Consider the following 25,918-nt stretch of genomic DNA (forward strand, 5'->3'; position numbering starts at 1 on the left):
CTAACCCCGGTACTGACATCTGTGGGGTGGCTACAAGAACGTGTTCTCGCCCCGGGGGGAGCGCGGTGCGGATCCGGGGTCCCGGGTCCGTGCGGGGTCTCAGACCTGCGCGTCGCCCTGCTGGGCCTGCGCCTCCTCGACGGCCTTGCGGACCTCGTCCATGTCGAGTCCCTTGATCTGCTCGACCAGGTCGTCCAGGGCCTGCTCCGGGATCGCACCCGAGTGACGGAACACGGCGATGCCCTCACGGAACGCCATGAGCGTCGGGATCGACTGGATCTGCAGCATCGCGCCGAGCTGCTGCTCGGCGTCGGTGTCGACCTTGGCGAAGGTCACCTCGGGGTTCTTGCCCGAGACCTTCTCGTAGACCGGGCCGAAGGCCTTGCACGGGCCACACCACTCGGCCCAGAAGTCCACCAGGACGATGTCGTTCTCGGTGACGGTCTTCTCGAACTCGGCGGTCGTGATGTCGACGGTGCTCATACGAATGCCCTCCTTGCGCGTACGGGGCGACTCTCGACCCGTCTGCTCGTCGCCAGCCTACGGATCGCGTGGGCCGACGACGAGATTCCCCGGCCACCGATACCCGTCTGGGTATCGACGGCCGCTCACCCAGGGCAACGTACACGGAGTGGGGTTATTCCTCGGACACCCCCGCGTCGCGGTCCGCCCGCGACTCAGCGGAGGGGCGGCGAGTCGAGCACCTCGGCCAGGAACCACTCGAGCTGGTCGAGGAACACGGCGTTGTCGTCGCCGGCGACCATGTGACCGGCGTCGGCGACCTCGGTGGTGTGGGCGTGCGGGAGCAGTTCGAGCAGATGCTGCACGGACTCGTCGCTGACGATGTCCGAGGCCGACCCGCGGATGAGCAGGGTGGGCTGCGTGATCTTCGGGACGAGCTCCTCGAAGAAGGCGTTGCCGATCTCGGTGTTGTCGGCCGAGGCGTTGCCGGCGAAGCGGGGGTCCCAGTGCCAGTGCCACCGCCCGTCCTCGCGCAGCCGCAGGTTCTTGCGCAGCCCCTCGGGGTTCGGGGGCCGCTTGCGGTGGGGCTGGTAGGCGGCGATCGCGTCCGCGGCCTCCTCGAGGCTCGCGAACCCGTTGAACCCGGAGCGCATGAACTCCCCCACCCTCTCGACGCCCTTGGCCTCCAGCCTGGGGGTGACGTCGACCAGGACGAGCGCGCGGGCGACGTCCTTTCCGGTGCCCAGCGAGAGCATCGCGGTCATCCCGCCGAGTGACGCGCCGACGACGACCGGACGCCGCTCGGGGAACCGCTCTGCGACGATCGCCTCGAGATCGGCGGCGAGGCGATGGATGTCGTAGTCACCCTCCGGGTCCCAGTCGCTGTCGCCATGCCCGCGCGCATCCATCGCGGTGACGCGGTAGCCCTCGGCGGCCAGGCGGCGGGAGGCCCGGCTCCAGGCGTGGCGGGTCTGCGCACCGCCGTGGAGCATGAGGATCTCGTCGACGGGCTCGGTGGGCCGGCCGTCCGGTCCGTGCGGTTCCCAGACCTCCCCGACCAGTCGGACGCCGTCCTCGCGCTCGACCGCGAACTGCTGTGGCTCGACGGTGGTCTCAGTACTCGGCATGTGCGTGCCTCCCGGGCCGTCGCCCACCCTCTCGGCGGAACGTGTTCTATCTGTGTTCTACCACGCCCGCTCGGCGACCATCCGCGCGGCGAGGTCTTCGGCCACCGCCAGGACGGTGTAATACGGACCGCATCGCGGAAGCGACGGCAGGACCGATGCGTCGGCCACCCGCACTCCCTCCACCCCGAGCACCCGACCGGAGTCGTCGCACACCTCCCCGATCCGCGCCGCGCCCGACAGGTGGTGGGAGGTCGAGCGGATGACGGCGCCGTCGATGCCCAGGCGTTCCGCCACGAACGCCGTCGCCTCGGCCAGCGCCGTCGCGTCGCGCGGGTCGTCCGGGAGGTCCACGCTCCCGTCGGCGTGCACCCGCCCCCGTCCGACGGGGTTCATCAGTGCCACCCCGACACGGTGCGGCACCTCGCCGAGGCCGGGGATCACGCGGTGCATCGGGACCGCGTAGGGGCGCACCTCGATCTCCGGCACCCACCCGCGCTCCCGCACAGGGAGGGCGAGCCGCACCACGTGGGAGAGCAGGGGCGGCAGCCCGCCGGCCGCGTCGGGCCCGGCGTCAGCCCCGGCGGCCAGGTCCGCGGGAACGTCCAGCAACAGCTCGGGATGCTCCTGCACCTCGTGGCCGACGGGGCACCCGCCGGCCCGGTCGATGCCGGAGCCCAGGAGGAGAACGGTCGTCCCGATCGTCCCCGCACACAGCACCACCTGGCCGGTGGTGATCTCCTCGTCGTCGTCGAGGACCACGCCCACACACCGCCGGGCGTCCCCCGCTCCCCCGACGGCCCCGCCAGCCCACGACAGCTCGCGCACGGCGGCGCCGGTGCGCACCCGTACGCCCGCGCCGGCGGGGTCCCACGCGTCGGACGCCGTCACCCTCCGCCCCCCGCTGCGCGCCTGCGGGACGGCCGACACGCGGCCGGGGAACGCGGCGGCGACCCACGAGGCGACCGGCCCCATCGGCGCCAGGCGGGGGCACAGACGCTCGGCCGCGCGCGCCATCCCCACCGCGTAGCGCCGGGGCCAGTCCGGTCCCCACGCCTCGAGATCCGCCGGCCGGGCCGGCGCGCAGTACCCCCCGTTCACCGCGCCCGACCCGCCGAGCGTCCGGCCGCGGGGCAGCTCCAGGGCCGCGTCCCCGAGCGTGGCGGGGTGGCGCGCGACCACGCGGGAGTCGGGGCCGATGTCGAGCAGGCCCGCGCGCGGGGAGGCGGCGGCCGTGCCGGCCTCGAGCAGCAGGACGTCCGCGCCGGCGTCGGCGAGCCGCCGGGCCACCACGCACCCGGCGGCGCCAGCCCCGACCACGACGACATCGGCGTCGCCGCTCGAACCGCCGGTCATCGCGTGAGTTCCGGGCGTAGGGCGGCCGGGGAACGCTCTGCCACCGCCGAGCGCCAGACCCCCACGCCGTAGGCCAGGTCGTCCAGGCGGTGCAGCAGGGCGTGCCCGACAGGCTCGTCGGCCGGCCATCGGCCCGGTTCCCGCGCGCTCCACCAGTGCCACAGCCCCTCCGCGGTGGCCGCGACCGCGAGGCGCCGGCGCAGCGCCCGCGCGATCCGGCCCCGCGACCCGGCGGTGAGCGCCAGCGCGGTCGCGGTGACCGGCCCATACGGGCGTAGTAACGCCTCCGGCAGCTGCCTGATCGAGGCCCCGGCGCCGCGGGCGACGAGCTCGGCGGCCGCGCGTCCGTCGCCGGTCAGCGCGCGCGTCCGCCACCACGCCCTGGCCACCGCGCCGAGCGCGACCACCGTGCCGAGCGGGCTCGCGCTCCATACCCCAACCGCCACGGCCAGCGACCACGGCGCGGCGACGGCGGGCGCGACGTCGGCGCCGTGGCGCGCGGCGAGGGGCGCGGCTCCACGCCCGTAGTAGGCGCGGCGGGTCAGCAGCGCGCGCAGCCCGGTGCGGTGCCGGTGGGCGACGCGGGCGGCGGGCTCGTAGCGGACCCGGCCCCCGGCGTCGTCGATGCGCCAGCACAGGTCCACGTCCTCCGCGACGTGCATGCGTTCGTCGAACGGCCCCTCGCCCCCTCCGGCGGGGACCCGGGGCAGCCGGTCGGGGCGGACCGCGAGGGCGGCGCTGGGCACGTACGCCACGCGGGTGCGCGGCCGCACCCGCGCCGGCTCGGGCCCCATGTCCAGCGCCGAACGCGCCGTCTCGTAGCCGCGCACCCAGAGCCGGCCGGGCTCGGCGGCGACGACGCGCGGCGCGACCGCCGCGACCAGCGGATCGTCGAGTCGGGCCAAAAGGATGTCGAGCCAGCCCGGCAGCGGGAGGACGTCGGCGTCGAGGTACACCACCACCTCGGCGCCGGAAGCGACCGCCGCGGACGTGCCGGCGTTGCGCGCGGCCGCCGGGCCGCGGGAGCGGTCGTGGCGCAGGACGGTGACGGGCCGGGTGGTGACGGAAGTGGTGACGGGCGGGATGGTGACGGGCTGGGTGGAGCCGTCGTCGACGACGACGAGGTGGGCGCCCCGCGCGAGTTCGGGTGCGAGGGTCCGCGCGAGGGCGTCGACCCCGTCCGCGTCGTCACGGACCGGGACCACCACGGCGAGGCCGTCCAGCGAGCGGTCCGCGGACACCGGGCCGGCGGGATGGGCCATCCCTCGATCGGTGAGAGCACGGGCGAGCGCGGCCCCCGCGGGCGTGTCCGTCGCGACGGTCCGGCCGCCGTCCAGGAGGCCCGCCACCGACGGCGCGGGCGTGATGAGCGTGACCGGGTCGCCGCCCAGGACCCGCACGACGCCGCCGCGTCGCAGGATCCGGGTCCGGCGGTCGAGCAACACGTGCGGCCGGGCGGTGGCGGGTGCGCGGTGTCCGGAGGGCGTCATCGGAGCATCCCGTCGTCGCCCGGCCGCCACCCGTCGAGCCGCGCGCGGGCGTCGGCCACCAGCAGGCCCCACAGCCGCTCGCCGTCCGCGGCCGTGGCGGTGGTCGGGTCCCCCAGGACGCCGGACGGACTCACCGCGGCGACCCCGTCGTCGCGCATGGCGGGCAGGATCTGCGGCAGCGGCCGGACGCACCCGCGGGCCGCGAGGTCGACGCGCACGAGGTGTGGGTGCAGGTGCAGCATGAGCGAGGTCTCGGTGTGCCCGGCGTGGGTGTCACGGGGGTTCTCGGCGGTGCGGCAGGACAGCCACGCGGCGTCGCGGCCCTCGTGCCGCAGTCGCGGGACCGCGCGGCGGAGGGCGTCGACGTTGCCGCCGTGGCCGTTGACCACGAGCAGCCGGTCCGCCCACGTGGACACCGATCTACCGAACTCGAGAATCACCTCGGCGAGCGCCGCCGTCCCGATGGAGACGGTCCCCGCGAACGACTGGTGCTCCCCGCTCGAGCCGTAGGCCAGGGCGGGGAGCACGCGGACGGTGACGTCGGTCGCCGCGGGGGCCGGGGCGCCGGTGGCCGAGTCGGCGACGGCGCGGGCCGCGGCCTCCGCGAGGAGGGTGTCGGTCTCCGGCGGCAGGTGCGGACCGTGCTGTTCGGTGGCCCCGAGTGGCAGCACGGCCAGCACGCCGCCGCCCGGCCGTCCGTCCGCGCCGGTCGCGCCCGTCATGTCGGGTCAGACCTTGATCGCGCCCATGTCGACGGTGAAGGTCGAGGCGGTGATGGTGCGCGAGGCGTCCGACGCGAGGAACATCACCGAGTCGGAGATGTCGTCGGTGCTGGCCATGCCCATGCCCAGGATCGGGGTGAAGTGCGGCATGAACTGCGGCATGTTGTTGAACACCTCGAGCGCGTCGGGGTCCTCGGCACCCATCGGCGTCTGCACGCCGTAGGGGTGGATCGTGTTGACCCGGATGCCGTGCTCGCCGAGCTCCTTCGCGGCGGTCTGCGCGAGGCCCACCACGCCGTACTTCGAGGCCGAGTACGGGGACTGCACCGGCATGGCCTTGAGGCCCGCCACGGAGCTGACCAGGATGATCGAGCCGCCGTTGCCCGCGTCGAGCATGTGCGGGATCGTGGCCCTGAGGGTCTTCCAGTACCCGGTGAGGTTGATGTCGATGGTGTCCTGCCACTGCTGCTCGTCGAGCTCCCACACCTTGCCCCAGTTGCAGATACCGGCGTTGGCGATCACCACGTCCAGACGCCCGCCGAAGCGCTCCACGCCGCGCGCGACGAGGTCCTGCTGGAACGCCAGGTCCCGCACGTCCCCGATCTCGGCGCAGATCTCCCCGCCCTCGGCTTCGACGCGCTCGATGGTGTCGGCCAGGTCATCCTCGGTGGCGGTCCGGTACTTGACGTACTCGGACGGCGCCGCGCACAGGTCGAGGCCGATAATCTTGGCGCCCTCGCGCGCGAAGCGGATGGCGTGCTTGCGTCCCTGGCCGCGGGCCACGCCGGTGATGTAGACGACCTTGCCGTCGAGATCTCCCATGGAGGAGGTGTCCTGTTCTCTGAGTTCTCGTGGGATGGTGGCGGATCAGGCGCCGAGGCGGCGCATGAAGCCCTCGGGGATGACGTAGTCGTCGCGGTTCAGTTCGGAGATCGACGACTTGCTCAGCCCGATGAGGCTGGAGTCCAGACCGGAGCGCATGATGTCGAGGACGTTCTCCACGCCGGCCTGCCCGTTGGCGCCCAGGCCCCAGAGGTAGGCGCGGCCGATCATCACGGCACGGGCGCCGAGCGCGAGCGCCTTGGCCACGTCCGAGCCGCGGCGGACACCGCCGTCGAGCAGCACCTCCACCTGGTCGCCGACCTCGTCGACGATCGGCGCGAGGCAGCGGATCGAGGCGGGGGTCGCGTCGAGGTTGTTGCCGCCGTGGTTGGACACCGAGATCGCCGTGACCCCGGCGTCGACGGCCCGCTTGGCGTCGTCGATGCGGGTGATGCCTTTGAGCATGACCGGGCCGTCGTAGTTCTCGACCACCCAGGCGATGTCCTCCCACGTCGCCGGCGGGGTGTTCATCCACTCGCCGTAGGCGCCGAAGAAGGAGGGCCCCATCTCGCCCCGGTCGACCAGGTTCGGGGTCGTCAGGTCCGGGAAGCGCTTGTTGACCACCACGTCGCGGGCCCACTCGGCCGCCCAGCGCGGCCGCACGGCGATCTGCGGCGCCAGGGTGACCAACGCCCCGGCGTCGAGGGTCTCCGGGATGGCCGGGCTCCCCCAGTCCCGCCCCATCGAGAACGACCAGTCCGTGGTGAGGATGACCCCTGCCGCGCCGGCGGCCTTGGCCCGCTCGAGCCGGCGCAGGACCTGCTCCTTGCCGCCCAGCCAGTACACCTGGAAGAAGGTCTGCGGGTTGGCCGCGATGACCTCCTCGATCGGCTTGGAGGCGAACGAGCTCAGGCCCATCGCCGTGCCGCGGGCGGCCGCCGCACGGGCGACGTCGACCTCCCCGTCCGGGGTGACCGCCTGCACGCCGGTGGGCGAGATCATCACCGGCAGGCTGATGGGCTGACCCATCACCGTGGTGGCCATGTCGCGCTCCTGCTTGGCGCCGATGACGTGCGGCTTCGGCTCGAGTTCGGAGAACGCGTCCATGTTGTCGCGGATCGTCACGCCCGCCTCACTGCCACCGACGAGCGCCATGTACACGCTCTTGGGCAGCTTCTTCTTCGCTCGACGGTGCGCCTCGGCGACGGACTCGAACCACGGGTTCTGCCGCCAGGGGTTGGCCTCGGCGATCTTGGACAGACGGGACACGGTGGGGGTTCCTCCTACGGGATTCGGTCCGGGGGGCGCGGATCGGCTCGGGACGCGCGGTCAGATCGGGGACTCGTCGCACAGGCTGGTGGGCCGGCGCGGCGGGGTGGTGATGAGCGTGAGCGGCACCGGGCCGGCGGGCTGCTTGCGCGCCGCCAGCCCCTTGGTGCGCGAGTGGTCCTGCGACGGCGCCGGGATGGCGCGCTCGGCGGCGAGCAGGCCCTCCCCGTGGCCCTGGATGCACTCGGGGTCCGGGCCGTCCATCGGCAGGCCGGTGAAGAACTTCGCGGCCATGCAGCCGCCGCGGCAGCTGTCGTAGAACCCGCAGGACCCGCACGCGCCCGCGGACTGGGGCTCGCGCAGCTCGCTGAACAGCTCCGAGGTCTGCCACACCGACTCGAACCCGCCGTCGGCGACGACGTTGCCGGCGAGGAAGTTGTCGTGGATGGCGAACGGGCACGCGTAGACGTCCCCGATCGGGTCGATCAGGCACACCACGCGGCCGGCGCCGCACAGGTTGAGACCCGGCAGCGAACCCTGGCCGTCGCCGAACGCGGACAGGTGGAAGAAGCTGTCGCCGGTGAGCACGTTCTCGCCGTGCGCGACCAGCCAGTCGTAGAGGTCCTTCTGCTGCTCGGGCAGCGGGTGCAGGTCGTCCCACACGTCGGCGCCGCGACCGGACGGACGCAGTCGCGTGATGCGCAGGGTGGCGTCGTAGCGGTCGGCGAGCGCCTTGAACTCGTCGAGCTGGGTGACGTTCTCGCGCGTGACCACTACCGAGATCTTGGCGTCGGTGAAGCCGGCGTCCTTGAGGTTCTGCAGCGCCCGCACGGCCATGTCGAACGAGCCCGGGCCGCGGACCGCGTCGTTGACCTCGGCGGTCGCGCCGTCGAGGGAGATCTGCACGTCGACGTAGTCACTCGCCGCCAGGCGCCGGGCGGCCTTCTCGTCGATCCGCACGCCGTTGGTGGAGAACTTCACGCCCACCTGGTGGCTGGTGGCGTAGTCGACGAGCTCCCAGAAGTCCGAGCGGACCGTGGGCTCGCCGCCGCCGATGTTGACGTAGAAGACCTGCATCTTCTGCAGCTCGTCGATGATCGCCTTGCACTGCTCGGTGCTCAGCTCCCGCGGATCGCGCTTGCCCGAGGAGCTCAGGCAGTGCACGCACGAGAGGTTGCAGGCGTAGGTGAGCTCCCAGGTCAGGCAGATCGGCGCGTCGAGCCCGCGCTCGAACTGGTCCACGAGTCGGCCGACAGGAGCCGGCGCCGCGGTGGTGGGCGCTGCGCCGGACGTGGCCGGGCGGTCGAGCGTGCTGGTCATGAGGTCTCCTCGATCATGCGCGAGGCGGCGAGCTGGCCGAGCGCGTGCAGGTACAGCCGGGCCGTGCCCGGGTCGTCGATCGGCACCCCCGCTGCCGCGCACGCGGCGCGGGCGGTGGGATGCTCCGCGAGCGTGCGGACCACCTCGACGATGGTCGGCGACTTGAGAAAGCTGAGCTTGCGGGTGTGGAAGTGGTAGAGCAGGGCCCCGAACGGTTCGGGCCGAAGCGCCACCCCGGGGTGCAGGCGCCAGCCGGCGTCGAGATCGAATGCCGCCGGGGCGGCCGTCTGCCCGGCGCCGGCCGGCGCTGCCGCGGAGGTCATCTCAGTAGACCCCGCACATGCCGTCGATCGAGACCTCCTCGATGAGGGCCTCCTCCAGCACGACCTCGGTGTTCTGCGCGTTGTCCATCTCGCGTCCCTCCCTCCGGAACTACGGGAACCCCACCACGGGCGTGGTGAGACCCGAATCATATTGGCACTTGGTGCCAGTGACAAGGATCACTGATCTAGGCTCTCGTGTCATGGGAACGACGGGAATGACCTCAGGACGGACGCCAGGACGTCGCCCGTCGACCACCCGCGCGTCGATCGTCGACGTGGCCCTCGACCTGTTCGCGCGCCAGGGTTACGAGGCGACCAGCGTCGATCAGATCGCCGAGGCCGCCCACATCTCGCGGCGCACCCTGTTCCGCTACTTCCCCGGCAAGGCCGCCATAGCGTGGGGCGAGTTCGACGAGCAGATCCAGCTCATGCTGGGGTACCTGGCCGGCGTCCCGGAGGACACGCCGCTGCGCGACGCGCTGGCGGACGCACTCATCGCGTTCAACACGTTCCCACCGTCGCAGACCGAGGTCCACCGTCTCCGGATGCGCCTCCTCCTAAGCGTGGACGAACTCCAGGCCCACTCGACGCTCGTGTACGCCGACTGGCGGCGGGCCGTGGCCGGGTTCGTCGCTGACCGGCGGGGCGAGACGGTGGACGACCTCGTGCCCGCCGCCACCGCGCACGCTGCTCTCGGGATAGCGCTGTCCGCCTACCGCCTGTGGGTGGCCGAGCCCGGGGCGGATCAGGATCGCCTCCACGAGCTCCTGCGCCGCGGGACGCAGATACTGGCCTGACGAGGTGGGCACTCGCGCGCCCCGGTGGCCGCGGGACAACTTACCGACGGGTAACCTCGTCGTCGTGACCGATACCTCGCCCAGCCCCGCCGCCGACACCTCCACCTACCGCCTGTGGAAGACCACCACCCGCCTGCCGTTCGGGTCACGCCTGTTCAGCGCGGCGGTGAGCCTCAAGGCCCCGTACTTCCGCACCGCCCACCCGCACGTCACCGAGCTCCGACCCGGACGCTGCGTCGTGCGCGGGCCGGGATGGTGGGGCAACCGCAACCACATCGGCACCTTCCACGTGATCGCCGCGTGCAACCTCGCGGAGATGGCGATGGGCATGCTCGCCGAGGCCACCGTGCCCGCGACCCACCGCTGGATCCCCGTGGGCATGAACGTGCGCTACCCCGCGAAGTCGACCGGCGGGATGACCGTCACCGCCGAATGGACGGAACTGCCCGACTTTGCGTCGATGACCACCGGGCAGGACGTCGAGGTCCCGCTGCGGTTCGTCGACGACGCGGGGGTCGAGCCCGTGGTCGGCAGCATCACGATCCGGGTCTCGCCCAAGAAGAAGGCGTGACCGGGCACCAGTCTTGATTTTCCCTTGCGGAAACGGAAAGTAACTCCTATCGTTTCCGTTATGGAAAACAACGCGTCGTCCCCGTACGACCCCGCCGCCGCCCTCGCCGACGTCGACTCGGCCCGCCGCTCCGTGGCCGACCGGCTCATCACCCCGTGGTGGTACCACCCCGCCCTCGGGGCGATCCTCGCCGCGATCATGCTGGTGGCCGCTCTGGACCTCCACAACATCGTCCGCCTCGTGGTCTCCCTGGGCGGGGCGATCGGCATCGGCCTGCTGGTCGGGGCCTACCAGCGCACCACCGGCCTGTGGGTCGACATGCGCAACCTCGGTCCCACCTCCCGCAGGTGGTGGTTCGCCTACGCGGTGATCGTGCTGGTGGTGACCGGGTCCTCACTCATCCCCACCGCCTCGGGCCGGGCGCTCCCCGTCTGGCTGGCCGTCCTGCTCGCCGCCGTCGCCCTGGTCGCCACGATCGTCCTGGGCCGCCGAGTCGACAGCGCGATGCGTGAGGAGATCCGCACCGGCGCCGCCGCCCTCCCGAAGGCGCGTCGATGACGGCCAGGCGCGCCGCCGCCCGGTTCGACGACATCATCCACGCCCCCCACCGGCTGCGGATCTGCGCCCTGCTCGCCCCCGTCGAGTCGATGGAGTTCGGCACCATCCGGGACGAACTCGGCGTCGCCGACTCGGTCCTGTCCAAGCAGTTCAAGGTCCTCACCGACGCCGGCTACGCCACCACCTCCAAAGCCGCCGCCCCCACCGGGCGCGCACGCACGTGGCTGGCCCTCACCCGCGCCGGACGCAAGGCCTTCGCCGGTCACCTCGAGGCACTGCGCGAACTCGCCGCCGCCGCGGAGGGCGAGCCGCTCGCCCGGAGCGCGTCAGTCCCGCGTACGGGCGTCGAAGGCCCGGATCGCGATCGGAGCGATGAGCACGGTCAGGCCGACGATCCACAGCAGTGACGAGAGCAGCGGGTACTGCAGCGGCAGCGCCGCCTCCGGCCCCACGGCCGGGGCGTTGCCCCACAGCTGGCGCATCGCCTGCACCACCGACGACAGCGGGTTCCACTCCGCGAAGACCCGGAGCCAGTCCGGCATCGACTCCGGCGGGGCGAACGTGTTGGCCAGGAAGGTGATGGGGAACGTGGTCGTGAACATGACCCCGTTGACCGCCTCGATCGTCTTCAGCCGCGACCCCACGACGATCCCGATCCAGATCATGACGAACCCGAACCCGACCAGCACGACGTAGCCCAGCAGGGCGTCGAGGAGGTTCGAACGGATCCGCCACCCCACGATCAACCCGGTCAACGACATCACCACCACCCCGATCGAGGAGTGGATGAGGCTCGACGCGCTCCGCGCGATGAGGATGGACGCCCGCTGGATGGGCAGCGACCGGAATCGGTCGATGATGCCCTTGTTGAGGTCGTTGCACAGCCCCGACGCCACGACGAACGACGAGAACGCCATGGTCTGCGCCATGATCCCCGGCAGCAGCCACTCGCGGTAGTTCACCCCGCCCGCCACGGCGATCGCGCCGCCGAAGACGTACGCGAACAGCAGCACGAACATCACCGGCTGGATGGTGACGTCCGCCAGGTTCTCCGGCTGCCGCCGGATGTGGAACAGATTGCGGCGTACCAGCGCCGAGACCTGCCGGCCGAACGAGGGGCCGTCCGGGCGGGCAGGGACGACGAAGCCGTCCGCGCTGGTGGTCCCCACGGCGGGGTCCGCGACGGTGCTCATACCCGGTGCTCCTCCTCGGTGGTGCCGAGACCGGCGGTCTCGGTTCTGGTGGTCTCGGTTCTGGCGCTCTCGGATCGGGCGGGCTCGGGTCTGTCGGTCTCGGGCCTGTCGGTCTCGGACTCGGCGGCCCCGTCCGCGGCGGACTCGAGTCGGGGGTCCTCCGCCTTCCGCCCGGTCAGCGAGAGGAAGACGTCGTCCAGGCTCGGGCGCTGCAGGCCGATGTCGTCGAGCTCGATCCCGGCCTCCGTGAACGCCGCGGCGATCCCCGCGAGCGCGGACACCCCCTCCGACGGCGCGGTGAGGCGGCGCGCGTCGCGGTCGACGTGGAAGTCGGCGATACGGGTCGTCAACACCCGCGCGGCCTCGTCGACGTCCTCCGGACGCGACACCGTGATCACGAGGCTGGCCGCCCCCGACCGGTCCTTGAGCTGCAGCGGCGTGCCCTCGGCGATGACACGTCCGTGGTCGATCACGATCACCCGGTCGGCGAGCTGATCGGCCTCGTCGAGGTACTGGGTGGTGAGCAGCAGCGTGGTGCCGTCACGGACCAGTCCGCGCAGCACGTCCCACAGTTCGTTGCGCGACCGAGGGTCCAGCCCGGTGGTCGGCTCGTCGAGGAACAGCACCGGCGGGGCCGCCACGAGACTGGCCGCCAGGTCGAGGCGTCGCCGCATCCCGCCGGAGTAACTCTTGGCGACGCGGGTCGCCGCCTCGGTGAGCGAGAACTTCTCGAGCAGTTCGTCCGCCCGCGCCTTCACCGCCTTCTTCGGCAGCCCGTACAGGTCACCGATCAGCCGGAGGTTCTCCCGCCCGGTGAGCAGCTCGTCCACCGTGGCCGACTGGGCCGTCAGCCCCATCTTCTTGCGCACCAGTGCGGGTTCGGAGACGACGTCGTGGCCGGCCACCCGGGCGGTCCCCGAGGTCGGCGGGCTCAGGGTGGTCATCATCCGGATCGTGGTGGTCTTGCCGGAACCGTTCGGACCGAGCAGTCCGAGGACCGTCCCGGTGGGGACGGTGAACGAGATGTCGTCGACGGCGGTGAAGTCGCCGAATCGCTTGACGAGGTGTTCGGCCTCGATCGCCGGTGCGGACGTGGATCGGGTACTCACCCTCAAAGGGTGGCCCGCACCCGTGATGTAGTCAACAGTCCCGCCGCGCTGTGCGGACAGATCCTGTCAGCAATGCGGCCCGCGGCACCGGATCGGATGCCGGCGGACCCCGAGCGGCCTACCGTCGTGCCATGCCCCGCATCGCCATCACCTCCGTCCACGTCGACGACCAGTCGCGTGCGCTGAGCTTTTACACCGAGGTCCTGGGGTTCGTCCTCAAGCACGACCTTCCCGCAGGCGAGTTCCGCTGGCTCACGGTGGTCGACCCGGGCGACCCGAACGGCACCCAGCTGCTGCTCGAGCCCGACCAGCACCCCGCCGCCCGGGCCTACGTCACGGCGTTGCACGCCGACGGGATCCCCGCCGCGCAGTTCGAGGTGGACGACATCCACCGGGTACACACCGAGCTGCAGGAGCGGGGCGCGCGGATCGTGCAGCCGCCCACCGAGATGGGTCCGGTGTGGACGATGATCCTCGACGACACCTGCGGCAACCTCGTCCAGCTCGCCACCGCCCCGGACCTCTGAGTCCCGGTTCCGCGGGGCCGCGCCCGTCTTCCGCGACGTATCGTGGGAGGCCGCCAGCGCCTTCCGATGCCCCAGACCAAAGGATGACCAGTACCCGTGAGCCCCCAGTCGACCATCCCACCGACCATCGCCCGTTCGTGGCTCCTGCTGCCCGCGGACAAGTCCGAGCGTTTCGACGACGCCGTGAATTCCGAGATGGACGTGGTCGTCCTCGACGTGGAGGACGGGGTGCGGCAGTCCGAGAAGGAGCGCTCGCGCCGCGAGGTGCGCCAGTGGCTCGAGGCGGGCAACCACGCGTGGATCCGCATCAACGACGTCCGTTCCCCGGAGTGGGAGAAGGACCTCATGGCGCTGGGTCACTGCCCCGGGCTGGACGGCGTGATGCTGGCCAAGACCGAGAACGCCGAACACGTCGCCCTCACCGCGTCCCGCATGGCCGAGGGCACCCCGATCGTCGCCCTGGTCGAGTCCGCGGACGGCCTGGCACAGGCGGCGGAGATCGCCAAGACCGACCAGGTGGTGCGCCTGGCGTTCGGCGTCGGGGACTACCGGCGCGACACCGGCATCGGGTCCTCCCAGATCGCCCTGGCCTACACGCGTTCGCAGTTCGTCGTGGCCAGCCGGATCGCGCGCGTGGCCCCACCGATCGACGGGCCGACCATCTCCAACGACACCCGCGTGCTCATGGACGCGGCGGAGCACGCCGTCGAGATGGGCATGACCGGCAAGCTGTGTCTCCGGGTCGACCAGGCGCCGTACATCAACGAGGTCCTCTCCCCCTCCGCCGCGGACGTCTCGTGGGCCGAGTCGGTCATCGACGAACTCGGTAACGGCGGCGAGCGCTGCCGCGACGGGTCGGACCTGCCGCGCCTGGCCCGCGCGCAGAAGATCGCCCGGCTCGCGCAGGCGTACGCCGTCGCGCGCTGACGGAAGCCTCGGGTACCTGGCTCGTCGCGGACGTGACAGGGCCCCGGCCGCGATGCGGTCGGGGCCCTGTCGTCGCTCCGGGTCGTTCAGCTGGTCGGTACGGTCAGCGGGGTGAGTCGCCGGTGACCAGCGGCAGGGCGGGATCGCCGGCCCACGCGGTCATCGAACCGTCGTACACCGCCACGTCCTCGCGGCCGGTCAGCGCCAGCGCGTGGGCGACTCCGGTGGCCGCGATGCCACCGCCGCAGTAGGTGACGACCGTGCGGTCCTCGTCCAGCAGCCCGGCGGCCTCGAACTCGGCACGCAGTTCCTCGAGCGGACGCAGCGTGCCGGTCTCAGGGTTCCGGAGGCGGGCCACCGGCAGGTTGATGCTGCCGGGGATGTGGCCGGGACGCCCGTACGAGGCGACGTCGCCGCGGTACGTGGCCTCGTCGAGGACGTTGACGAGGATCGTGTTCTCGTCGTCGAGGGCCGCGGCCACGTCCTCGGTGGACCGGATCAGCTCCGGCCGACGGACGCCCGTGAAGGTGCGCGGCGTCGGCACCGCGATCTCGTCGGTGACCTCGTAGCCCGCGGCCTTCCACGCCGGTAGGCCGCCGTCGAGGACCGCGACGTCGTCGAAGCCCTCGAAGCGCAGGTGCCACCAGAACCGGGTGGCCCAGAACCCCTCATGCTGGTCGTAGACCACCACGGTCGCGCCGTCCCCGATGCCGAGCCCGCTCGCGGCGGCCGCGAAACGCTCGTGATCCGGCGCGGTGGCGGGCAGGGGGCTGGACGGGTCCGCGAAGTCGCCAAGCAGGTCGGCGAACAGGGCACCGGGGATGTGCTCGGGCCGGTACGTCTCGAGGCCCGAGACCGGGCGCGGGGTACCGTCCGCGTCGGCGGTCAGGTGGGTGGTGGCGTCGACGACGACGAGGTCGGCGTCACCCAGGTGCTCGCGCAGCCACCCGGGGCTCACGGTGAGCGGAGTCGTCATGTCTCGTCCTTTCGATGGGGTACGCCCTTTCAAGGATAGACAGATCTGTTCAGCTGACGCGCTGGAGCCGCACGTTGGCGAACTCGGTCAGGCCCCATCGGCCCAACTCACGCCCGTACCCGGAGCGCTTCACGCCGCCGAACGGTAGCCCCGGCATGGTGGTGCCGTGCTCGTTGACGTAGGCCATGCCCACCTCGAGACGCTCCGCCACCTCGGAGGCGCGCTCGGTGTCTGTCCCCCACACGGATCCGGACAGCCCGAAGTGGGTGTCGTTCGCGATGCGCACGGCCTCGTCGACGGAGTCGTAGGTGTACACCATCGCGACGGGGCCGAAGATCTCCTCGCGGTAGGCGTCCATCTCCTCGGTGATACCGGTGAGGATGGTGGGCTGCATGAACGCGCCGGGCCGGTCGATCGCCGCGCCGCCCGTGACGAGCGTCGCGCCCTGCCGCACGGCCGTCTCGACCTGCTCGACGACGCCGTCGCGGGCGTCCTCGGACGAAAGCGGCCCGAGCTCCGTGCCCTCGTCGGCGGCGGGCCCGACGGTCAGCTCCTCGTAGAGATTCTTCAGCCGACCGAGGAAGTCGTCCTCGAGCTGCGACGGAACGAAGATCCGCTTGGGCGAGTTGCACGCCTGCCCGCAGTTCGACAGCCGTGCCCGTCCCACGGTCTCGGTGAGCTCGTCGAGGTCGTCCGCGTCGAGGATGATGAGCGGGTCGGACCCGCCGAGTTCCAGCACGCTGGGCTTGAGGTTCTCCGCGGCCACCGTGGCCACCGCGGCGCCGGCTCCCTCGCTCCCGGTGAGGGAGACGCCCTTGATCCGGGGGTCGGCGATCATCTCGGCGACCGTGTCGCTGGAGGCGTAGACGTTGACGAAGACGTCCTCGGGTAGGCCCGCCGCGCGCTGCACCTTCTCGATGGCCGCGGACGACCGGGCACAGATGCTGGCGTGCTTGAGCACGACGGTGTTGCCGAGCAGCAGATTGGGCGCGGCGAACCGGGCGACCTGGTAGTAGGGGTAGTTCCACGGCATGATCCCCACCAGCGGCCCGACGGGCTCGTAGGTGACCCGGTTGAGACGCGCCTCGGGCACGTCCAGCGACTCGGGCTCCAGGACGGCGGGACCGTGCTCGCCGTACCAGCGGTAGATCGACGCCGCGAGCTCCACCTCGCCCTGCGCCTGGTCGGGCAGCTTGCCCATCTCGGTGGTGATCGCCTTACCGAGTTCTTCGCGGTGCTCGTCGAAGGCGTCGGCGATCGCCACCAGGATGCGGGCCCGCTCGGCCAGGTCGGTGGCGCGCCAGGTGGCGAATCCCCCGGTGACCGTGTCCAGGACGCCGTCGACGTCGCGGATCTGTTCGTATTCGCGGTCGGTCCGACCGGTGGACGGGTCGTGCGTGACGTACATGCGGTCCTCCCTCTTCTCGCGGCGGCCGGTGGTGGTGCCCGGTCGTGTGCCGCGACGGTAGGCGGCGGGTCGGACCGGTGCATCCGGTCGGTGCGCCCCGACCCCGCCTCCGCAGTGGTGCGGGACGGGGTCGCAGGAGGTCGGACGTGGGTGTCGGGGCCGGTGGGTCAGCCCCAGCCCTGGGCGGCACGACGATCCGCGTCGGCCATGCCCTGGTTGCCCTGGGCGGCGGCGCGGGAGATCTCGGCGAGCATCGCCTGCAGCGCTGCCGCGGCCTGGTCCCAGTCGTTCTGGTGCGCCTGGTAGGCGACCGCGGCGTCGCCCTCCCACTCTGCGACCAGCGGGGCGAGGTAGGCCTTGAGGTCGTCGAGAGTGGTGCGCAGGTTGGTGGACGCCTGCGCGACCTGGCCGACGAGGGCCTCGATCGGGCCGTGGTTGTAGGTGATCTGTCCAGAGGTCATGACGGTCCCTTCCGGTGGTGGTGGTGTCGGCGATCAGAGGTTGAGCGGGCCGGTGCCGCCGGCCCGGGTGATGAGGGCGGCCGAGTCCTGGTCCGCGGCGTCGAACGACGAGCTGTTGGTCCGCATCGTCTCCGAGATCCCGGCGAGGGCGTTGTTGAGCTTGGCGCTCTGCTGCTGCCACTCGGTCATGATCTGGGTGAAGCGTGCCTGCGCGGCGCCGCGCCACACCGAGCCGCCGAGCTGGGACACCGAGTCCCGCACGGTGCCGAGCAGCCGGTCGATCTCGAGGTTCACGTCGTCGACCCTCCTGGCCGCCGTGTCCATGGTCCCGATGTGGGTGTTGAACCCGGTCATCTCGTCCTCCCCTGTGGTCGCTGCGGACTCCCCTTCTGGGTCCGTCACAGTGTTCGACGCGGCCGCGAGGCCGTTCGGTTCCACGGGATCGGGAAAATCTCCGTCGGGGTCGTCAGGAGGTGGCGTAGAGCCGGGCCGCCGCCTCGACCGGCGCGACCTCGGGTACGACGAACGACAGCAGGCGGGCCCGGTCGCACGCGTCCACGACCCGCTCGGCGACCCGGCCGCGCACGAGGACCTCCGCTGACCCGGTGGCCGCCTCGCGCCGCCGGCGCCGCAGGCCGGTGACCGCGTCGAGGATGCGCGCCACCTCGTCGTCGGCGGCCGTGTCGCGGAACGGGTCGCGGCGCTGCACCACGGCGCGGTCGACCAGGGTCAGTCCGCCGCGCGCGCGTTCGACGAGCGAGACCGTGGTGCGTGTGCGGGAGACTTCCACGCACACCGCCCAGCGCGCCGACGACGACGGGAGCGCCTCGGCCGTGACCAGGGCTGAGCGGACCACGCGGGCGGCGACCCCCACGCCCCGGGCGGCGGCCACGAGCCGGGTGGTGCGGCTCGTCCCCCAGTCGCTGGGCACCACCAGCACCGCGGCGTCGCCGTCACCGTCACCGGAACCGTCGCCGGGCCCGGTCCCGGCCCAGCGCAGTGCGCGCGCCACGGGGGCCGCGAGGAGCTCGGGGACGGGCACCGAGAGGCCGGCGACATCCACGCGGTCGCGGTGCGCGTGGGCGACGGGGTCCGCGAGACACCGGGCCGGGAAGCGGGCGGCGGCCGCGTCGGCCCGATCCGAGCACTCGATGCGGTCGCCACCGGGCGGGAGCGCCGATCCGTCGAGGCCGGCGAGGACGGAGGCGGGGGCGACCACCGGGGACAGCACCGCCGAGGCGGACGCCGCCGCGACGGCCAACCCCGAGCAGGACAGGTCGACGGCCAGGGTCGCCGCCCGCGAGTCGGTCACGGTTCGGACAGGGCGGTCTGGACCAGCCGCACGCCGCCGTCACGGGTGATGAGCCGTCCCCTCCCGGCCGGCAGCGGGCCGGGTCGCACGCCGCCGAGCAGCGGTCCCTCCTCGCGGCTGCCGGACATGACGAATCCCGCGCCGCCCAGGTCGCGAATCCGGGCCACGAAGGGGTCGAAGAGCGCGCGCGAGGCGCCGGCGCTGCGCCGGGCCAGGACGACCGACAGGCCGATGTCGCGAGCGTGCGGCAGGAAGCGCGCCAGGGGCTGCAGCGGGTTGCCCCCGCCCGTGATGACGAGGTCGAGGTCGTCGACGAGGAGGTAGATCCTGGGTCCGCTCCACCACGACCGCGCGCGCAGCTCCTCGGCCGTGACGTCGGCGCCGGGCATGCGCTCCTCGAGGACCTGCGCCAGGTGCCCGACCATGGGGACGAGGGCCGTCTCGGTGGGCGCGTATCCCGCGAGGTGGTCCCCGGTGACCTCGCCGAGCATCGTGCGCCGGTAGTCCACCACGATGAGCTTGGTGTGCTCGGGGGTGTTCCCCGCGACCAGCCCCCGGGACAGCGACCGCAGGAGGGAGGTCTTCCCGCACTCCGAGTCGCCCAGCACCAGCATGAGGGGGTCGCCCTCGAGGTCGGCGTAGACCACCGTGAGATCGGCCTCGTCCACGCCGAGCGGGACGCGGGTGCGACGACCGTCGGCGTCGGGGCGGGCCAGGCTCGCGACCTGCGCGTAGGGCAGCACCTCGGGCAGCATCCGGACGGGGGCGGCACCGACGTCACCCACGCGGGCGCGCCACCGCCGGGCGAGGTGACGCGAGGCCTCGGCGGTCGCGTCGGCCATGCCCTCCGGGTCGACGCGACCGTCGAGCCGGGGCTGGTAGACGAGCATGTGATCGCGGGCGCGGGTGAGTCCCCGCCCCGGGGCGGCCGGGACCGTCATCGCCGCGCGCCGGTCGATCATGGAGTCGGTGGGATCGCCCAGCCGCAGCTCCACCCTCGTGCCCAGGGCGTCGCGCAGCGCCGGCCGCAGGTCCGCCCAGCGGGAGGCGGACAGCACCACGTGGATGCCGTAGGACAGCCCGTCCGCGGCCAGCCCCAGGACCACGGCCTCGAGGTCCTCGAACTCGGTGCGCAGGGCCTGCCACCCGTCGAGCACCAGCAGGACGTCGGGGTATTCCGTCACGGGGCGCCCGGTCCGCTCGACCACGCGGCGGCGCGCCTGGTCGACGGAGGTGATGCCCGCCTCGCGGAAGGCGGTCTCGCGACGGCGGCGCTCGGCGTCCACCTCGGCGATCGTGCGCCGGATCCTCTCCTCCTCACCGCGGCGGGCGACCCCGCCCACGTGCGGCAGGTCCGCGACCGACTGCAGCAGTCCGCCGCCGAGGTCCACGACGTACACCGACAGCCGGTCGGGCTCGGTGGTCGCGGCCGCGGACAGCACGAGGGTGCACAGTGTCGTCGACTTGCCGGAGCGGGTGCCGCCGACGACGGCGACGTTGCCGTCGGCCCCGGACAGGTCCACATACCAGGTGTCGCGGCGCTGCTCGAACGGCAGGTCCACCTCGGCGAGCGGGAACCGCAGCCCGGCCGGCCGGGCGGCCGAGATCGAGGTCCCCGTCGGGTCGGTCCCCGTCGGTTCGGTGCCCAGCGGTTCGGCGCCCGTCGGTTCGGTGCCCACAGCCGAGTCCAGCGGGGCGCCCTCCCCCAGCGGAGCCAGCCACACCTCGTGCGCGGGTCGGCCGTGCCCGGCGAGTCGGCCCACCAGGACGTCGAGCAGGCTCGCCGACTCCCCCGCGCCGTCGGCGTCCGCGGCGTCGCCGGGAACGAGGTCCTCGTCATCGTCGTCGCCTCCGACCACCACCGGTGGGGTCGGTACCGGCATGTACCAGGCGGTGAACGGCCGCACCGCCGCGCGGGCGGCGACCGTGGCCACCGTGGAACCATCGAGGCGTCGGTCCTCGGTGTACGGACCGGAGACATAGGCGGCGTCGAACCGCACCGGGTCGCCGGCGTCCACCTTGAGGTAGCCGGCGCCCGGGGTCGCGGGCAGGTGGTAGGCGTCGGTCACGCCCAGAACCGTGCGGGACTCGGTGGCCGAGAACGTCTTGAGCGCGATCCGGTAGGACAGGTGGCTGTCCAGTCCGCGCAGCCGCCCCTCCTCGAGGCGCTGGGAGGCGAGCAGCAGGTGGATGTGCAGGGAGCGCCCGAGCCGTCCGATCGTGAGGAACAGTTCGGCGAACTCGGGCTTGGAGGACAGCAGCTCGGAGAACTCGTCGACCACGATCACCAGCGCGGGGAGCGGGTCCAGCGGCGCGCCCTTGGCGCGGGCGGCCTCGTACTCCGCCACGTTCGAGTAGTTGCCGGCCGCGCGGAGCACCTCCTGGCGCCGGGTGAGCTCCCCCTCGAGGGCGTCCCGCATGCGGTCCACCATGGTGATCTCGGCCTGCAGGTTGGTGATGACCGCGGCGACGTGCGCCAGCGGCTCCAGCCCGAGGAACGTGGCGCCGCCCTTGAAGTCCACCAGCACGAGATTGAGCGAATCGGGGTCGTGGGTGGCGACCAGACCCAGCACGAGGGTGCGCAGGAACTCGGACTTGCCGGACCCAGTCGCGCCGATGCACAGCCCGTGCGGTCCCATGCCGCCGTGCGCGGCCTCCTTGAGGTCGAGCTCCACGGGCGCGCCGTCGGGGCTGACCCCCACGGGCACGCGCAGCCGGTCGCGCTCGCCGCGGCGCCGCCACGCCACCGCCGGGTCGACCTGGGTGGCCACGCCGATCCCCAGCAGGTCGGGCAGGCCGGGCGCGCGGCGGGTCGAGGTGGAGCCGTCGGCGTGCGTCACCGTGTCGGCGGGCCGGTAGCGCGACAGCGCCATGGCCAGGCGCTCGGCCTCCGGCAGGCTCATCGCGTCGACCCGCGCGACCTCCTCCTCGCCGGACTCGGTGCGGACGCGCGCCACGCGGTCGTCACCGACGCGGATGCACAGGCCCCGGCGCAGCGCGAGGTCGCGCAGCTGCCCCGCGCGGCTGCCGGAGACCTCGAGCACGGTGACGCCGTCGAGTCCGTCCTCGGCCAGGAGACGCTCGGTGCCGGTGACGCCGACCCCGTCGACGACGACGACGAGGTGTGCCCGCCCCGGGACACCGGCCGCGCTCGGTGAGAAGGCCGGACGGTCCGAGATGTCGGTCCCCAGCATCGACTCGACCCCGGCGAGCGAGAACTCGGTGAGCCGGACCCGCCCGCCGCCGTCGGTGTAGACGGGGTGTTCGTGGTGCGGGAGCCACTTGAGCCACTCCCAGGCCCGGCGGGCGTCGCCCTCGCTGGCGGCGACCGCGACGCGGACCCGGTCGGGACCGTGGGCCACGACGAGGCCGGCGATCATGGCGCGCACGGCGGCGCGCACGCGGTCGACGTCGCCGTCGAGGGACAGGGCGGCGAACGCGCGCAGTTCCAGCGCGACGGGCAGGTCGTCGACCACCGAGTGCACGCGGACGAAGCGTCGCATGCTCACCACCGACACCGGCTCCAGGTCGTCGACGGGGCCGGTGTCCGGGGCCTCGAGCCGGGTCGCGAGCGACTGGCGGCCGGGGCCCACGCGGACGGTGAGGTCGTCGGGGGCCGACTCGTCGCGCTCCCACATGCGGGGCGTACCGACGAGCGCGGGCAGCTCGAGGGGATCCGGGTGGCGCCACAGGGCGGCCGCCCGCTGCGCGGCCGCGGTCTCACGGACGGTGTCCCGGGTCTGGCCGAGGTAGCGCAGGTAGTCCTTGCGCAGTTCGTCCGTCTCGGCGGTCTTGTTCCCGCCGGTCAGCGTGCCGGCGAGCATGCCCACCGCCGAGACGGCCATCATCACCGGGAAGAGCATGAACATGGGGTTGCGCATCATCCCCGTGCGCATCATCACCACGACCATCCCGCCCACGGCCACCACCAACACGATGGGCAGGACGATCTGGATGAGCGGACGCGGCGTCGGCCGCGGCAGGGCGGGCGGCGCCTGCAGCGCGATCTCGCCGCCGGGCGTGGGCGGGGCGTCGAGCTTCCCGGCGCGCGCGAACACGACGTCACCCATCAGCGGCACCCGTGTGCGTCACCAGCGATCGTCTCCTCCACTGCCGCCGGGCGCGCGGCGCGCCGCCGGGAGTTGGGGCCCCCACGAGCGCCCTTCCGCCCCGACAATGATCGGCGTATCGGGTGGCGATGTTAGGGCAGTACACGTTCTGGCGGGGGCACCAACCGGGAGCGAGCGGGAGGTCGGCGGGATGTCGGCGGACAGTGAGATCAGGGGCGTCGCCGCGGGCGTCGAACCCCTGGACCAGCGCCGGGTGTCGGTGGTGTGCCGATCCACCCGGGTGGACCTGAGCCTGCCCGCCCACCTCGAGCTGGTCGCGGTGATCCCGGAGGTCGTGGACCTCGTCCGCGACCACATCCGCGCGGCCGCGGGTCCGGCGTCGGGGGTGGACGTCGACGCCCGGATGGGCGGCGGCACCGGCGGGTCCTGGCAGCTGTCCCGACTGGCCGGCGGCCCGCTGGCCGTGTCGGAGACCCTCGCCCAGCAGCGCGTCCACGACGGCGAGATCCTCGTGCTGGACCACCGCCCGGTGCCGACGCCCGCCCCGCTGTTCGACGACGTCCTGCAGGGACTGACCGAGCCGGACGTGGCCCGCTCCGCCTCGTGGGGCCGCCGCGACGCGGTCACCACCGCGACCGCCGCGACCGCTGTCGTGGCGGTCGCCGCCGCGGTGGCGGCGACCCGGCAGTGGTGGCTCGACGGCGGGCTCACGACCCCGCTGGTGTCGGTTCTGCTCGCGCTGCTCGGCCTCACCGCGGCCCTCGCCCTGCGTCGCGCCCCCGTCCCCGGGTCCGCGGACGCCGTCGCGGGTGCGTGTGCGGTGGGCTTCACGGTGCTCGCGGGGACCACCGTGGGTGGCCCTCCCGTCGGCGCCGGGCACCTCCTGGGCGGACTCACGGCCGGGGCGGTCCTCGCCGGGGTGCTCCGATCGACCGTCTTCCGCCCGGGGCCGACCCACGGGTACGACACCGCCGCCGGGTACCTCGCGGCGTGTGTGGCGCTCGCGACGGGCGCTGTCGGCGCGCTCGTGGCGGCGACGACCCCCACGCCGGCCCCCGCGGTGGGCGCCGGCGCCGTGCTCGTCGGGCTCCTGTTGCTCACCGCGGCCCCGCGGATCGCCGTCTGGGCCGCCCGCATCCCCATCCCGCCGGTGCCCGCCCCGGGCGAGGACGTCGAGGCCGGCGACCTCGAGGACATCGACCACGACGTGCGCGGTCGCGCCCGCGGCCCCCTGCCCACGCCGGACGTGCTGCGGCACCGGTTCCTCACCTCGCGGTCCTGGCTCACCGGCCTGCTGGCCGCGGCGGGCGCGGTCTGCACGGCCGGATCGCTGACGTCCCTGACCGGCGACGGCGACACCACCCGCTGGTCGGCTCCGATGGCGCTCGTCCTCATCGTCGTGCTGGTGCTCCGCGGGCTGGGCTACGCCGACCGGGTCCACACGGCCGTGCTGCTCGTCTCGGCGCTCGTGCTCACCGCCGGCGTCCTGGTGGGCGCGGGCGTGACCGTCGACTCGCCGGTGGGGGTCGTCGTCCCGGCCGCGGTGGCCGTCGCCGCGGCGGTCGTCGTGGCCGCGTCGGTCCTCCCGCATGTCGACCTCTCCCCCGGCGCACTCCGGGCCGTGGGCGTGGTCGAGGCCGTCGCCCTCTGCGCGATCGTCCCCCTCGCGGTGGGTGCCATGGAGGTCTACTCCCTCGTCCGCCAGCGATGACAGTCCGTGCCGTCCGGCGGGCGGCGGCCACGGCAGCTGTGGCCGCGGTGGTGGCCGGTCAGCTGCTCGCCAACCCGGCCGGGACGCCCGCCGCGTCCGCGGTGGAGCGCCCGTCGATCGACGGCCCGGTCCCCGAGGGGTCGGGGCTGGAGTCCGGGCCGCTGCGCCTGGACGGCCCGTGCCGCACCACAGCCGCCGTCCTCGACCCGACCGCCCCACCCGCCTCCGCGACCGCCGCCGAGCTCGCCGACGCGTGGATCCACGGCCGCGGGGAGGGGCAGGTCGTGGCCGTCATCGACACCGGGGTCAACCCCGGGCCGCGGCTGCCCCGGGTCCGCGGGGCCGGTGACGTGGTGCCCGGCCGGGACGGCACGGAGGACTGTGACGCCCACGGCACGCTCGTGGCCGGCGTGCTCGCGGCCACCGAGGACGCCACCGGGCACTCGGGCATCGCGCCCGGCGTCGAGATCGTCTCGATCCGCCAGTCCAGCAGCGTCCTCCGCGCCCAGAGCCCCGGCCCGGGCGGCCCGACGGTCGGCGCCGGGGTCGGCACCCTGTCCACCCTCGCCCGGTCGATCCGGGCCGCCGTCGACGCCGGTGCCGGGGTCATCAACATCTCCGAGGTCGCCTGCGTCCCCGCGGGCACCGTGCTCGCCGACGCCACCCTCGGCGGCGCGATCCGCTACGCCGCCGTCGACCACGACGTCGTGGTGGTCGCCGCCGCCGGGAACGTCGGCGAGGCGTGCGGCGAGCAGAACCCGCCCGCGGCCGACCCGTCGGTACCGGGCGACGACGGCTGGGACGACGTCCTCACGATCGCCTCGCCCGCCTGGTACGACGACCACGTGCTCACCGTCGGGGGCGTCGACGCGGACGGCGCCCCCGCGGAGTTCTCGCTGCGCGGCCCGTGGGTGGACGTCGCCGCGCCCGCCGTGGGGCTGCGGTCCGTGGGCGCCGACGGCGCGGGCGTGTCCGACTTCGTCGTGGCCGGCGACGGCTCTCGCACCCCGATCAGCGGCACCAGCTTCGCCGCGCCGTTCGTCGCCGGCACCGCCGCGCTCGTCCGCCAGGCCCATCCCGGGCTCACCGCGCGCCAGGTGATCGCCCGGATCGAGGACACCGCGATCCCCGCCGCGGGCGGGCACGACCATGCGATCGGCCACGGGGTGGTGGACCCGGTTGCCGCCGTGACCGGCGTCCGCAGAGCCGGCCGGCCCGCCCCGTCGACCACCACGATCGCCGCTCCCCCGCCCGAGCCCGGCCCACCTGGTGCGGGCGCCGGCGCGGGTGTGGCGGCGGGCGCGCTGGCCCTGGGGGCGATCGCCCTCGTCGTCGTCACCCTGCTCGGGTCCCGCGACATCGGGCCGGGCGGCACCAGGCGCCGCGCGGACTGACCGCACCCCGCCGCCC

Annotated in this window: 26 protein-coding genes; 8 read left to right on the forward strand and 18 right to left on the reverse strand. The window is 73.4% G+C overall.

Annotated elements, in window-relative coordinates; translation table 11 throughout:
* Positions 1–99 precede the first annotated feature (99 nt).
* The 10 genes from trxA to mftA form a co-directional block, all read right to left on the reverse strand.
* Positions 100–483, reverse strand: coding sequence for a thioredoxin (trxA, locus tag KHA85_RS03480; RefSeq protein WP_063971916.1), 384 nt, complete (start codon positions 481–483; stop codon positions 100–102).
* 194 nt (positions 484–677) lie between these two features.
* Positions 678–1,589 carry an alpha/beta fold hydrolase gene (locus KHA85_RS03485; RefSeq protein ID WP_063971915.1) on the reverse strand — a complete coding sequence of 304 codons (912 nt, stop codon included), beginning with the start codon at positions 1,587–1,589 and terminating at the stop codon, positions 678–680.
* Positions 1,590–1,646: 57 nt separating this feature from the next.
* Entirely contained in the window at positions 1,647–2,942 is a 1,296-nt protein-coding gene (gene mftG / locus KHA85_RS03490) for a mycofactocin system GMC family oxidoreductase MftG (RefSeq protein ID WP_213184822.1), read from the reverse strand.
* Positions 2,939–4,432 carry a mycofactocin biosynthesis glycosyltransferase MftF gene (mftF, locus tag KHA85_RS03495; RefSeq protein WP_213184823.1) on the reverse strand — a complete coding sequence of 498 codons (1,494 nt, stop codon included), beginning with the start codon at positions 4,430–4,432 and terminating at the stop codon, positions 2,939–2,941. Before mftF ends, mftG begins: the two co-directional genes overlap by 4 nt.
* Positions 4,429–5,154, reverse strand: coding sequence for a mycofactocin biosynthesis peptidyl-dipeptidase MftE (gene mftE / locus KHA85_RS03500; RefSeq protein WP_213184824.1), 726 nt, complete (start codon positions 5,152–5,154; stop codon positions 4,429–4,431). The genes mftF and mftE overlap by 4 nt, the downstream gene beginning before the upstream one ends.
* Before the next feature lie 6 nt (positions 5,155–5,160).
* Positions 5,161–5,976: a mycofactocin-coupled SDR family oxidoreductase gene (locus KHA85_RS03505; protein WP_213184825.1), complete on the reverse strand. Its 816-nt coding sequence runs from the start codon at positions 5,974–5,976 to the stop codon at positions 5,161–5,163.
* Positions 5,977–6,021: 45 nt separating this feature from the next.
* Positions 6,022–7,245, reverse strand: coding sequence for a pre-mycofactocin synthase MftD (gene mftD, locus KHA85_RS03510; protein WP_213184826.1), 1,224 nt, complete (start codon positions 7,243–7,245; stop codon positions 6,022–6,024).
* Positions 7,246–7,305: 60 nt separating this feature from the next.
* Positions 7,306–8,565: a mycofactocin radical SAM maturase gene (gene mftC / locus KHA85_RS03515; protein ID WP_213184827.1), complete on the reverse strand. Its 1,260-nt coding sequence runs from the start codon at positions 8,563–8,565 to the stop codon at positions 7,306–7,308.
* Positions 8,562–8,888 (reverse strand): mycofactocin biosynthesis chaperone MftB, encoded by a 327-nt coding sequence (mftB, locus tag KHA85_RS03520; RefSeq protein WP_063971909.1) that lies wholly within the window; start codon positions 8,886–8,888, stop codon positions 8,562–8,564. Before mftB ends, mftC begins: the two co-directional genes overlap by 4 nt.
* 1 nt (position 8,889) lies before the next feature.
* Positions 8,890–8,976: a mycofactocin precursor MftA gene (mftA, locus tag KHA85_RS03525; RefSeq protein ID WP_063971908.1), complete on the reverse strand. Its 87-nt coding sequence runs from the start codon at positions 8,974–8,976 to the stop codon at positions 8,890–8,892.
* Positions 8,977–9,088: 112 nt separating this feature from the next.
* Between mftA and mftR the strand changes: the two genes are divergently transcribed.
* From mftR to KHA85_RS03545, 4 genes are all read left to right on the forward strand, one after another.
* Positions 9,089–9,685: a mycofactocin system transcriptional regulator MftR gene (gene mftR, locus KHA85_RS03530; protein WP_231888781.1), complete on the forward strand. Its 597-nt coding sequence runs from the start codon at positions 9,089–9,091 to the stop codon at positions 9,683–9,685.
* Between the two features lie 64 nt (positions 9,686–9,749).
* Positions 9,750–10,256 (forward strand): hotdog fold domain-containing protein, encoded by a 507-nt coding sequence (locus KHA85_RS03535; RefSeq protein WP_063971906.1) that lies wholly within the window; start codon positions 9,750–9,752, stop codon positions 10,254–10,256.
* Positions 10,257–10,316: 60 nt separating this feature from the next.
* A complete protein-coding gene (locus KHA85_RS03540; RefSeq protein ID WP_213184828.1) occupies positions 10,317–10,814 on the forward strand; it encodes a hypothetical protein in 498 nt (165 codons plus the stop codon).
* Positions 10,811–11,221 carry a transcriptional regulator gene (locus tag KHA85_RS03545; RefSeq protein ID WP_213184829.1) on the forward strand — a complete coding sequence of 137 codons (411 nt, stop codon included), beginning with the start codon at positions 10,811–10,813 and terminating at the stop codon, positions 11,219–11,221. Before KHA85_RS03540 ends, KHA85_RS03545 begins: the two co-directional genes overlap by 4 nt.
* Here the strand turns inward: KHA85_RS03545 and KHA85_RS03550 are convergent.
* Positions 11,141–12,007 (reverse strand): ABC transporter permease, encoded by an 867-nt coding sequence (locus tag KHA85_RS03550; protein WP_063971904.1) that lies wholly within the window; start codon positions 12,005–12,007, stop codon positions 11,141–11,143. The genes KHA85_RS03545 and KHA85_RS03550 overlap by 81 nt on opposite strands.
* On the reverse strand, positions 12,004–13,116 hold the full coding sequence (locus tag KHA85_RS03555; protein ID WP_213184830.1) for an ATP-binding cassette domain-containing protein: 1,113 nt from the start codon (positions 13,114–13,116) through the stop codon (positions 12,004–12,006). The genes KHA85_RS03550 and KHA85_RS03555 overlap by 4 nt, the downstream gene beginning before the upstream one ends.
* Before the next feature lie 131 nt (positions 13,117–13,247).
* On the opposite strand from KHA85_RS03555, the gene KHA85_RS03560 reads away from it, so the two are divergent.
* Both KHA85_RS03560 and KHA85_RS03565 read left to right on the forward strand, forming a co-directional pair.
* Entirely contained in the window at positions 13,248–13,643 is a 396-nt protein-coding gene (locus KHA85_RS03560; protein ID WP_213184831.1) for a VOC family protein, read from the forward strand.
* A gap of 96 nt (positions 13,644–13,739) precedes the next feature.
* Positions 13,740–14,570: an HpcH/HpaI aldolase/citrate lyase family protein gene (locus KHA85_RS03565; RefSeq protein ID WP_213184832.1), complete on the forward strand. Its 831-nt coding sequence runs from the start codon at positions 13,740–13,742 to the stop codon at positions 14,568–14,570.
* A 103-nt stretch (positions 14,571–14,673) separates the two neighbouring features.
* Here the strand turns inward: KHA85_RS03565 and KHA85_RS03570 are convergent, their stop codons facing one another.
* From KHA85_RS03570 to eccCa, 6 genes are all read right to left on the reverse strand, one after another.
* Positions 14,674–15,546, reverse strand: coding sequence for a sulfurtransferase (locus tag KHA85_RS03570; protein WP_213184833.1), 873 nt, complete (start codon positions 15,544–15,546; stop codon positions 14,674–14,676).
* A 49-nt stretch (positions 15,547–15,595) separates the two neighbouring features.
* Positions 15,596–16,954, reverse strand: coding sequence for an NAD-dependent succinate-semialdehyde dehydrogenase (locus KHA85_RS03575; protein WP_213184834.1), 1,359 nt, complete (start codon positions 16,952–16,954; stop codon positions 15,596–15,598).
* Between the two features lie 167 nt (positions 16,955–17,121).
* Positions 17,122–17,415, reverse strand: a complete 294-nt coding sequence (locus KHA85_RS03580) for a WXG100 family type VII secretion target (RefSeq protein WP_007628507.1) — start codon at positions 17,413–17,415, stop codon at positions 17,122–17,124.
* Positions 17,416–17,448: 33 nt separating this feature from the next.
* Positions 17,449–17,769 (reverse strand): WXG100 family type VII secretion target, encoded by a 321-nt coding sequence (locus KHA85_RS03585; protein ID WP_007628508.1) that lies wholly within the window; start codon positions 17,767–17,769, stop codon positions 17,449–17,451.
* Positions 17,770–17,881: 112 nt separating this feature from the next.
* The gene (locus KHA85_RS03590) at positions 17,882–18,727 is read right to left on the reverse strand and encodes a hypothetical protein (protein WP_213184835.1); all 846 of its coding nucleotides are present in this window, start codon (positions 18,725–18,727) and stop codon (positions 17,882–17,884) included.
* Positions 18,724–22,797 carry a type VII secretion protein EccCa gene (gene eccCa, locus KHA85_RS03595; RefSeq protein WP_213184836.1) on the reverse strand — a complete coding sequence of 1,358 codons (4,074 nt, stop codon included), beginning with the start codon at positions 22,795–22,797 and terminating at the stop codon, positions 18,724–18,726. Before eccCa ends, KHA85_RS03590 begins: the two co-directional genes overlap by 4 nt.
* Before the next feature lie 190 nt (positions 22,798–22,987).
* Here eccCa and eccD point away from each other — a divergent pair, with 190 nt between their 5' ends.
* Positions 22,988–24,508, forward strand: a complete 1,521-nt coding sequence (eccD, locus tag KHA85_RS03600; protein ID WP_213184837.1) for a type VII secretion integral membrane protein EccD — start codon at positions 22,988–22,990, stop codon at positions 24,506–24,508.
* Positions 24,505–25,902, forward strand: a complete 1,398-nt coding sequence (gene mycP, locus KHA85_RS03605) for a type VII secretion-associated serine protease mycosin (protein ID WP_213184838.1) — start codon at positions 24,505–24,507, stop codon at positions 25,900–25,902. The genes eccD and mycP overlap by 4 nt, the downstream gene beginning before the upstream one ends.
* Positions 25,903–25,918 lie beyond the last annotated feature (16 nt).

The organism is Dietzia massiliensis, from assembly GCF_018390595.1.
Classification (GTDB): Bacteria; Actinomycetota; Actinomycetes; order Mycobacteriales; family Mycobacteriaceae; genus Dietzia; species Dietzia massiliensis.

Bases quoted from the DNA above. Each gene is read 5' to 3' on its own strand.
- mftF (WP_213184823.1), bottom strand. From the start codon at position 4,432: ATGACGCCCTCCGGACACCGCGCACCCGCCACCGCCCGGCCGCACGTG.
- eccD (WP_213184837.1), top strand. From the start codon at position 22,988: ATGTCGGCGGACAGTGAGATCAGGGGCGTCGCCGCGGGCGTCGAACCC.
- mftA (WP_063971908.1), bottom strand. From the start codon at position 8,976: ATGGACAACGCGCAGAACACCGAGGTCGTGCTGGAGGAGGCCCTCATC.
- trxA (WP_063971916.1), bottom strand. From the start codon at position 483: ATGAGCACCGTCGACATCACGACCGCCGAGTTCGAGAAGACCGTCACC.
- mftR (WP_231888781.1), top strand. From the start codon at position 9,089: ATGGGAACGACGGGAATGACCTCAGGACGGACGCCAGGACGTCGCCCG.
- KHA85_RS03540 (WP_213184828.1), top strand. From the start codon at position 10,317: ATGGAAAACAACGCGTCGTCCCCGTACGACCCCGCCGCCGCCCTCGCC.
- KHA85_RS03570 (WP_213184833.1), bottom strand. From the start codon at position 15,546: ATGACGACTCCGCTCACCGTGAGCCCCGGGTGGCTGCGCGAGCACCTG.
- KHA85_RS03560 (WP_213184831.1), top strand. From the start codon at position 13,248: ATGCCCCGCATCGCCATCACCTCCGTCCACGTCGACGACCAGTCGCGT.
- KHA85_RS03550 (WP_063971904.1), bottom strand. From the start codon at position 12,007: ATGAGCACCGTCGCGGACCCCGCCGTGGGGACCACCAGCGCGGACGGC.
- mftG (WP_213184822.1), bottom strand. From the start codon at position 2,942: ATGACCGGCGGTTCGAGCGGCGACGCCGATGTCGTCGTGGTCGGGGCT.
- KHA85_RS03485 (WP_063971915.1), bottom strand. From the start codon at position 1,589: ATGCCGAGTACTGAGACCACCGTCGAGCCACAGCAGTTCGCGGTCGAG.
- KHA85_RS03585 (WP_007628508.1), bottom strand. From the start codon at position 17,769: ATGACCGGGTTCAACACCCACATCGGGACCATGGACACGGCGGCCAGG.
- KHA85_RS03580 (WP_007628507.1), bottom strand. From the start codon at position 17,415: ATGACCTCTGGACAGATCACCTACAACCACGGCCCGATCGAGGCCCTC.
- mftB (WP_063971909.1), bottom strand. From the start codon at position 8,888: ATGACCTCCGCGGCAGCGCCGGCCGGCGCCGGGCAGACGGCCGCCCCG.
- mftC (WP_213184827.1), bottom strand. From the start codon at position 8,565: ATGACCAGCACGCTCGACCGCCCGGCCACGTCCGGCGCAGCGCCCACC.
- eccCa (WP_213184836.1), bottom strand. From the start codon at position 22,797: ATGGGTGACGTCGTGTTCGCGCGCGCCGGGAAGCTCGACGCCCCGCCC.
- KHA85_RS03575 (WP_213184834.1), bottom strand. From the start codon at position 16,954: ATGTACGTCACGCACGACCCGTCCACCGGTCGGACCGACCGCGAATAC.
- KHA85_RS03505 (WP_213184825.1), bottom strand. From the start codon at position 5,976: ATGGGAGATCTCGACGGCAAGGTCGTCTACATCACCGGCGTGGCCCGC.
- mftE (WP_213184824.1), bottom strand. From the start codon at position 5,154: ATGACGGGCGCGACCGGCGCGGACGGACGGCCGGGCGGCGGCGTGCTG.
- mycP (WP_213184838.1), top strand. From the start codon at position 24,505: ATGACAGTCCGTGCCGTCCGGCGGGCGGCGGCCACGGCAGCTGTGGCC.
- KHA85_RS03545 (WP_213184829.1), top strand. From the start codon at position 10,811: ATGACGGCCAGGCGCGCCGCCGCCCGGTTCGACGACATCATCCACGCC.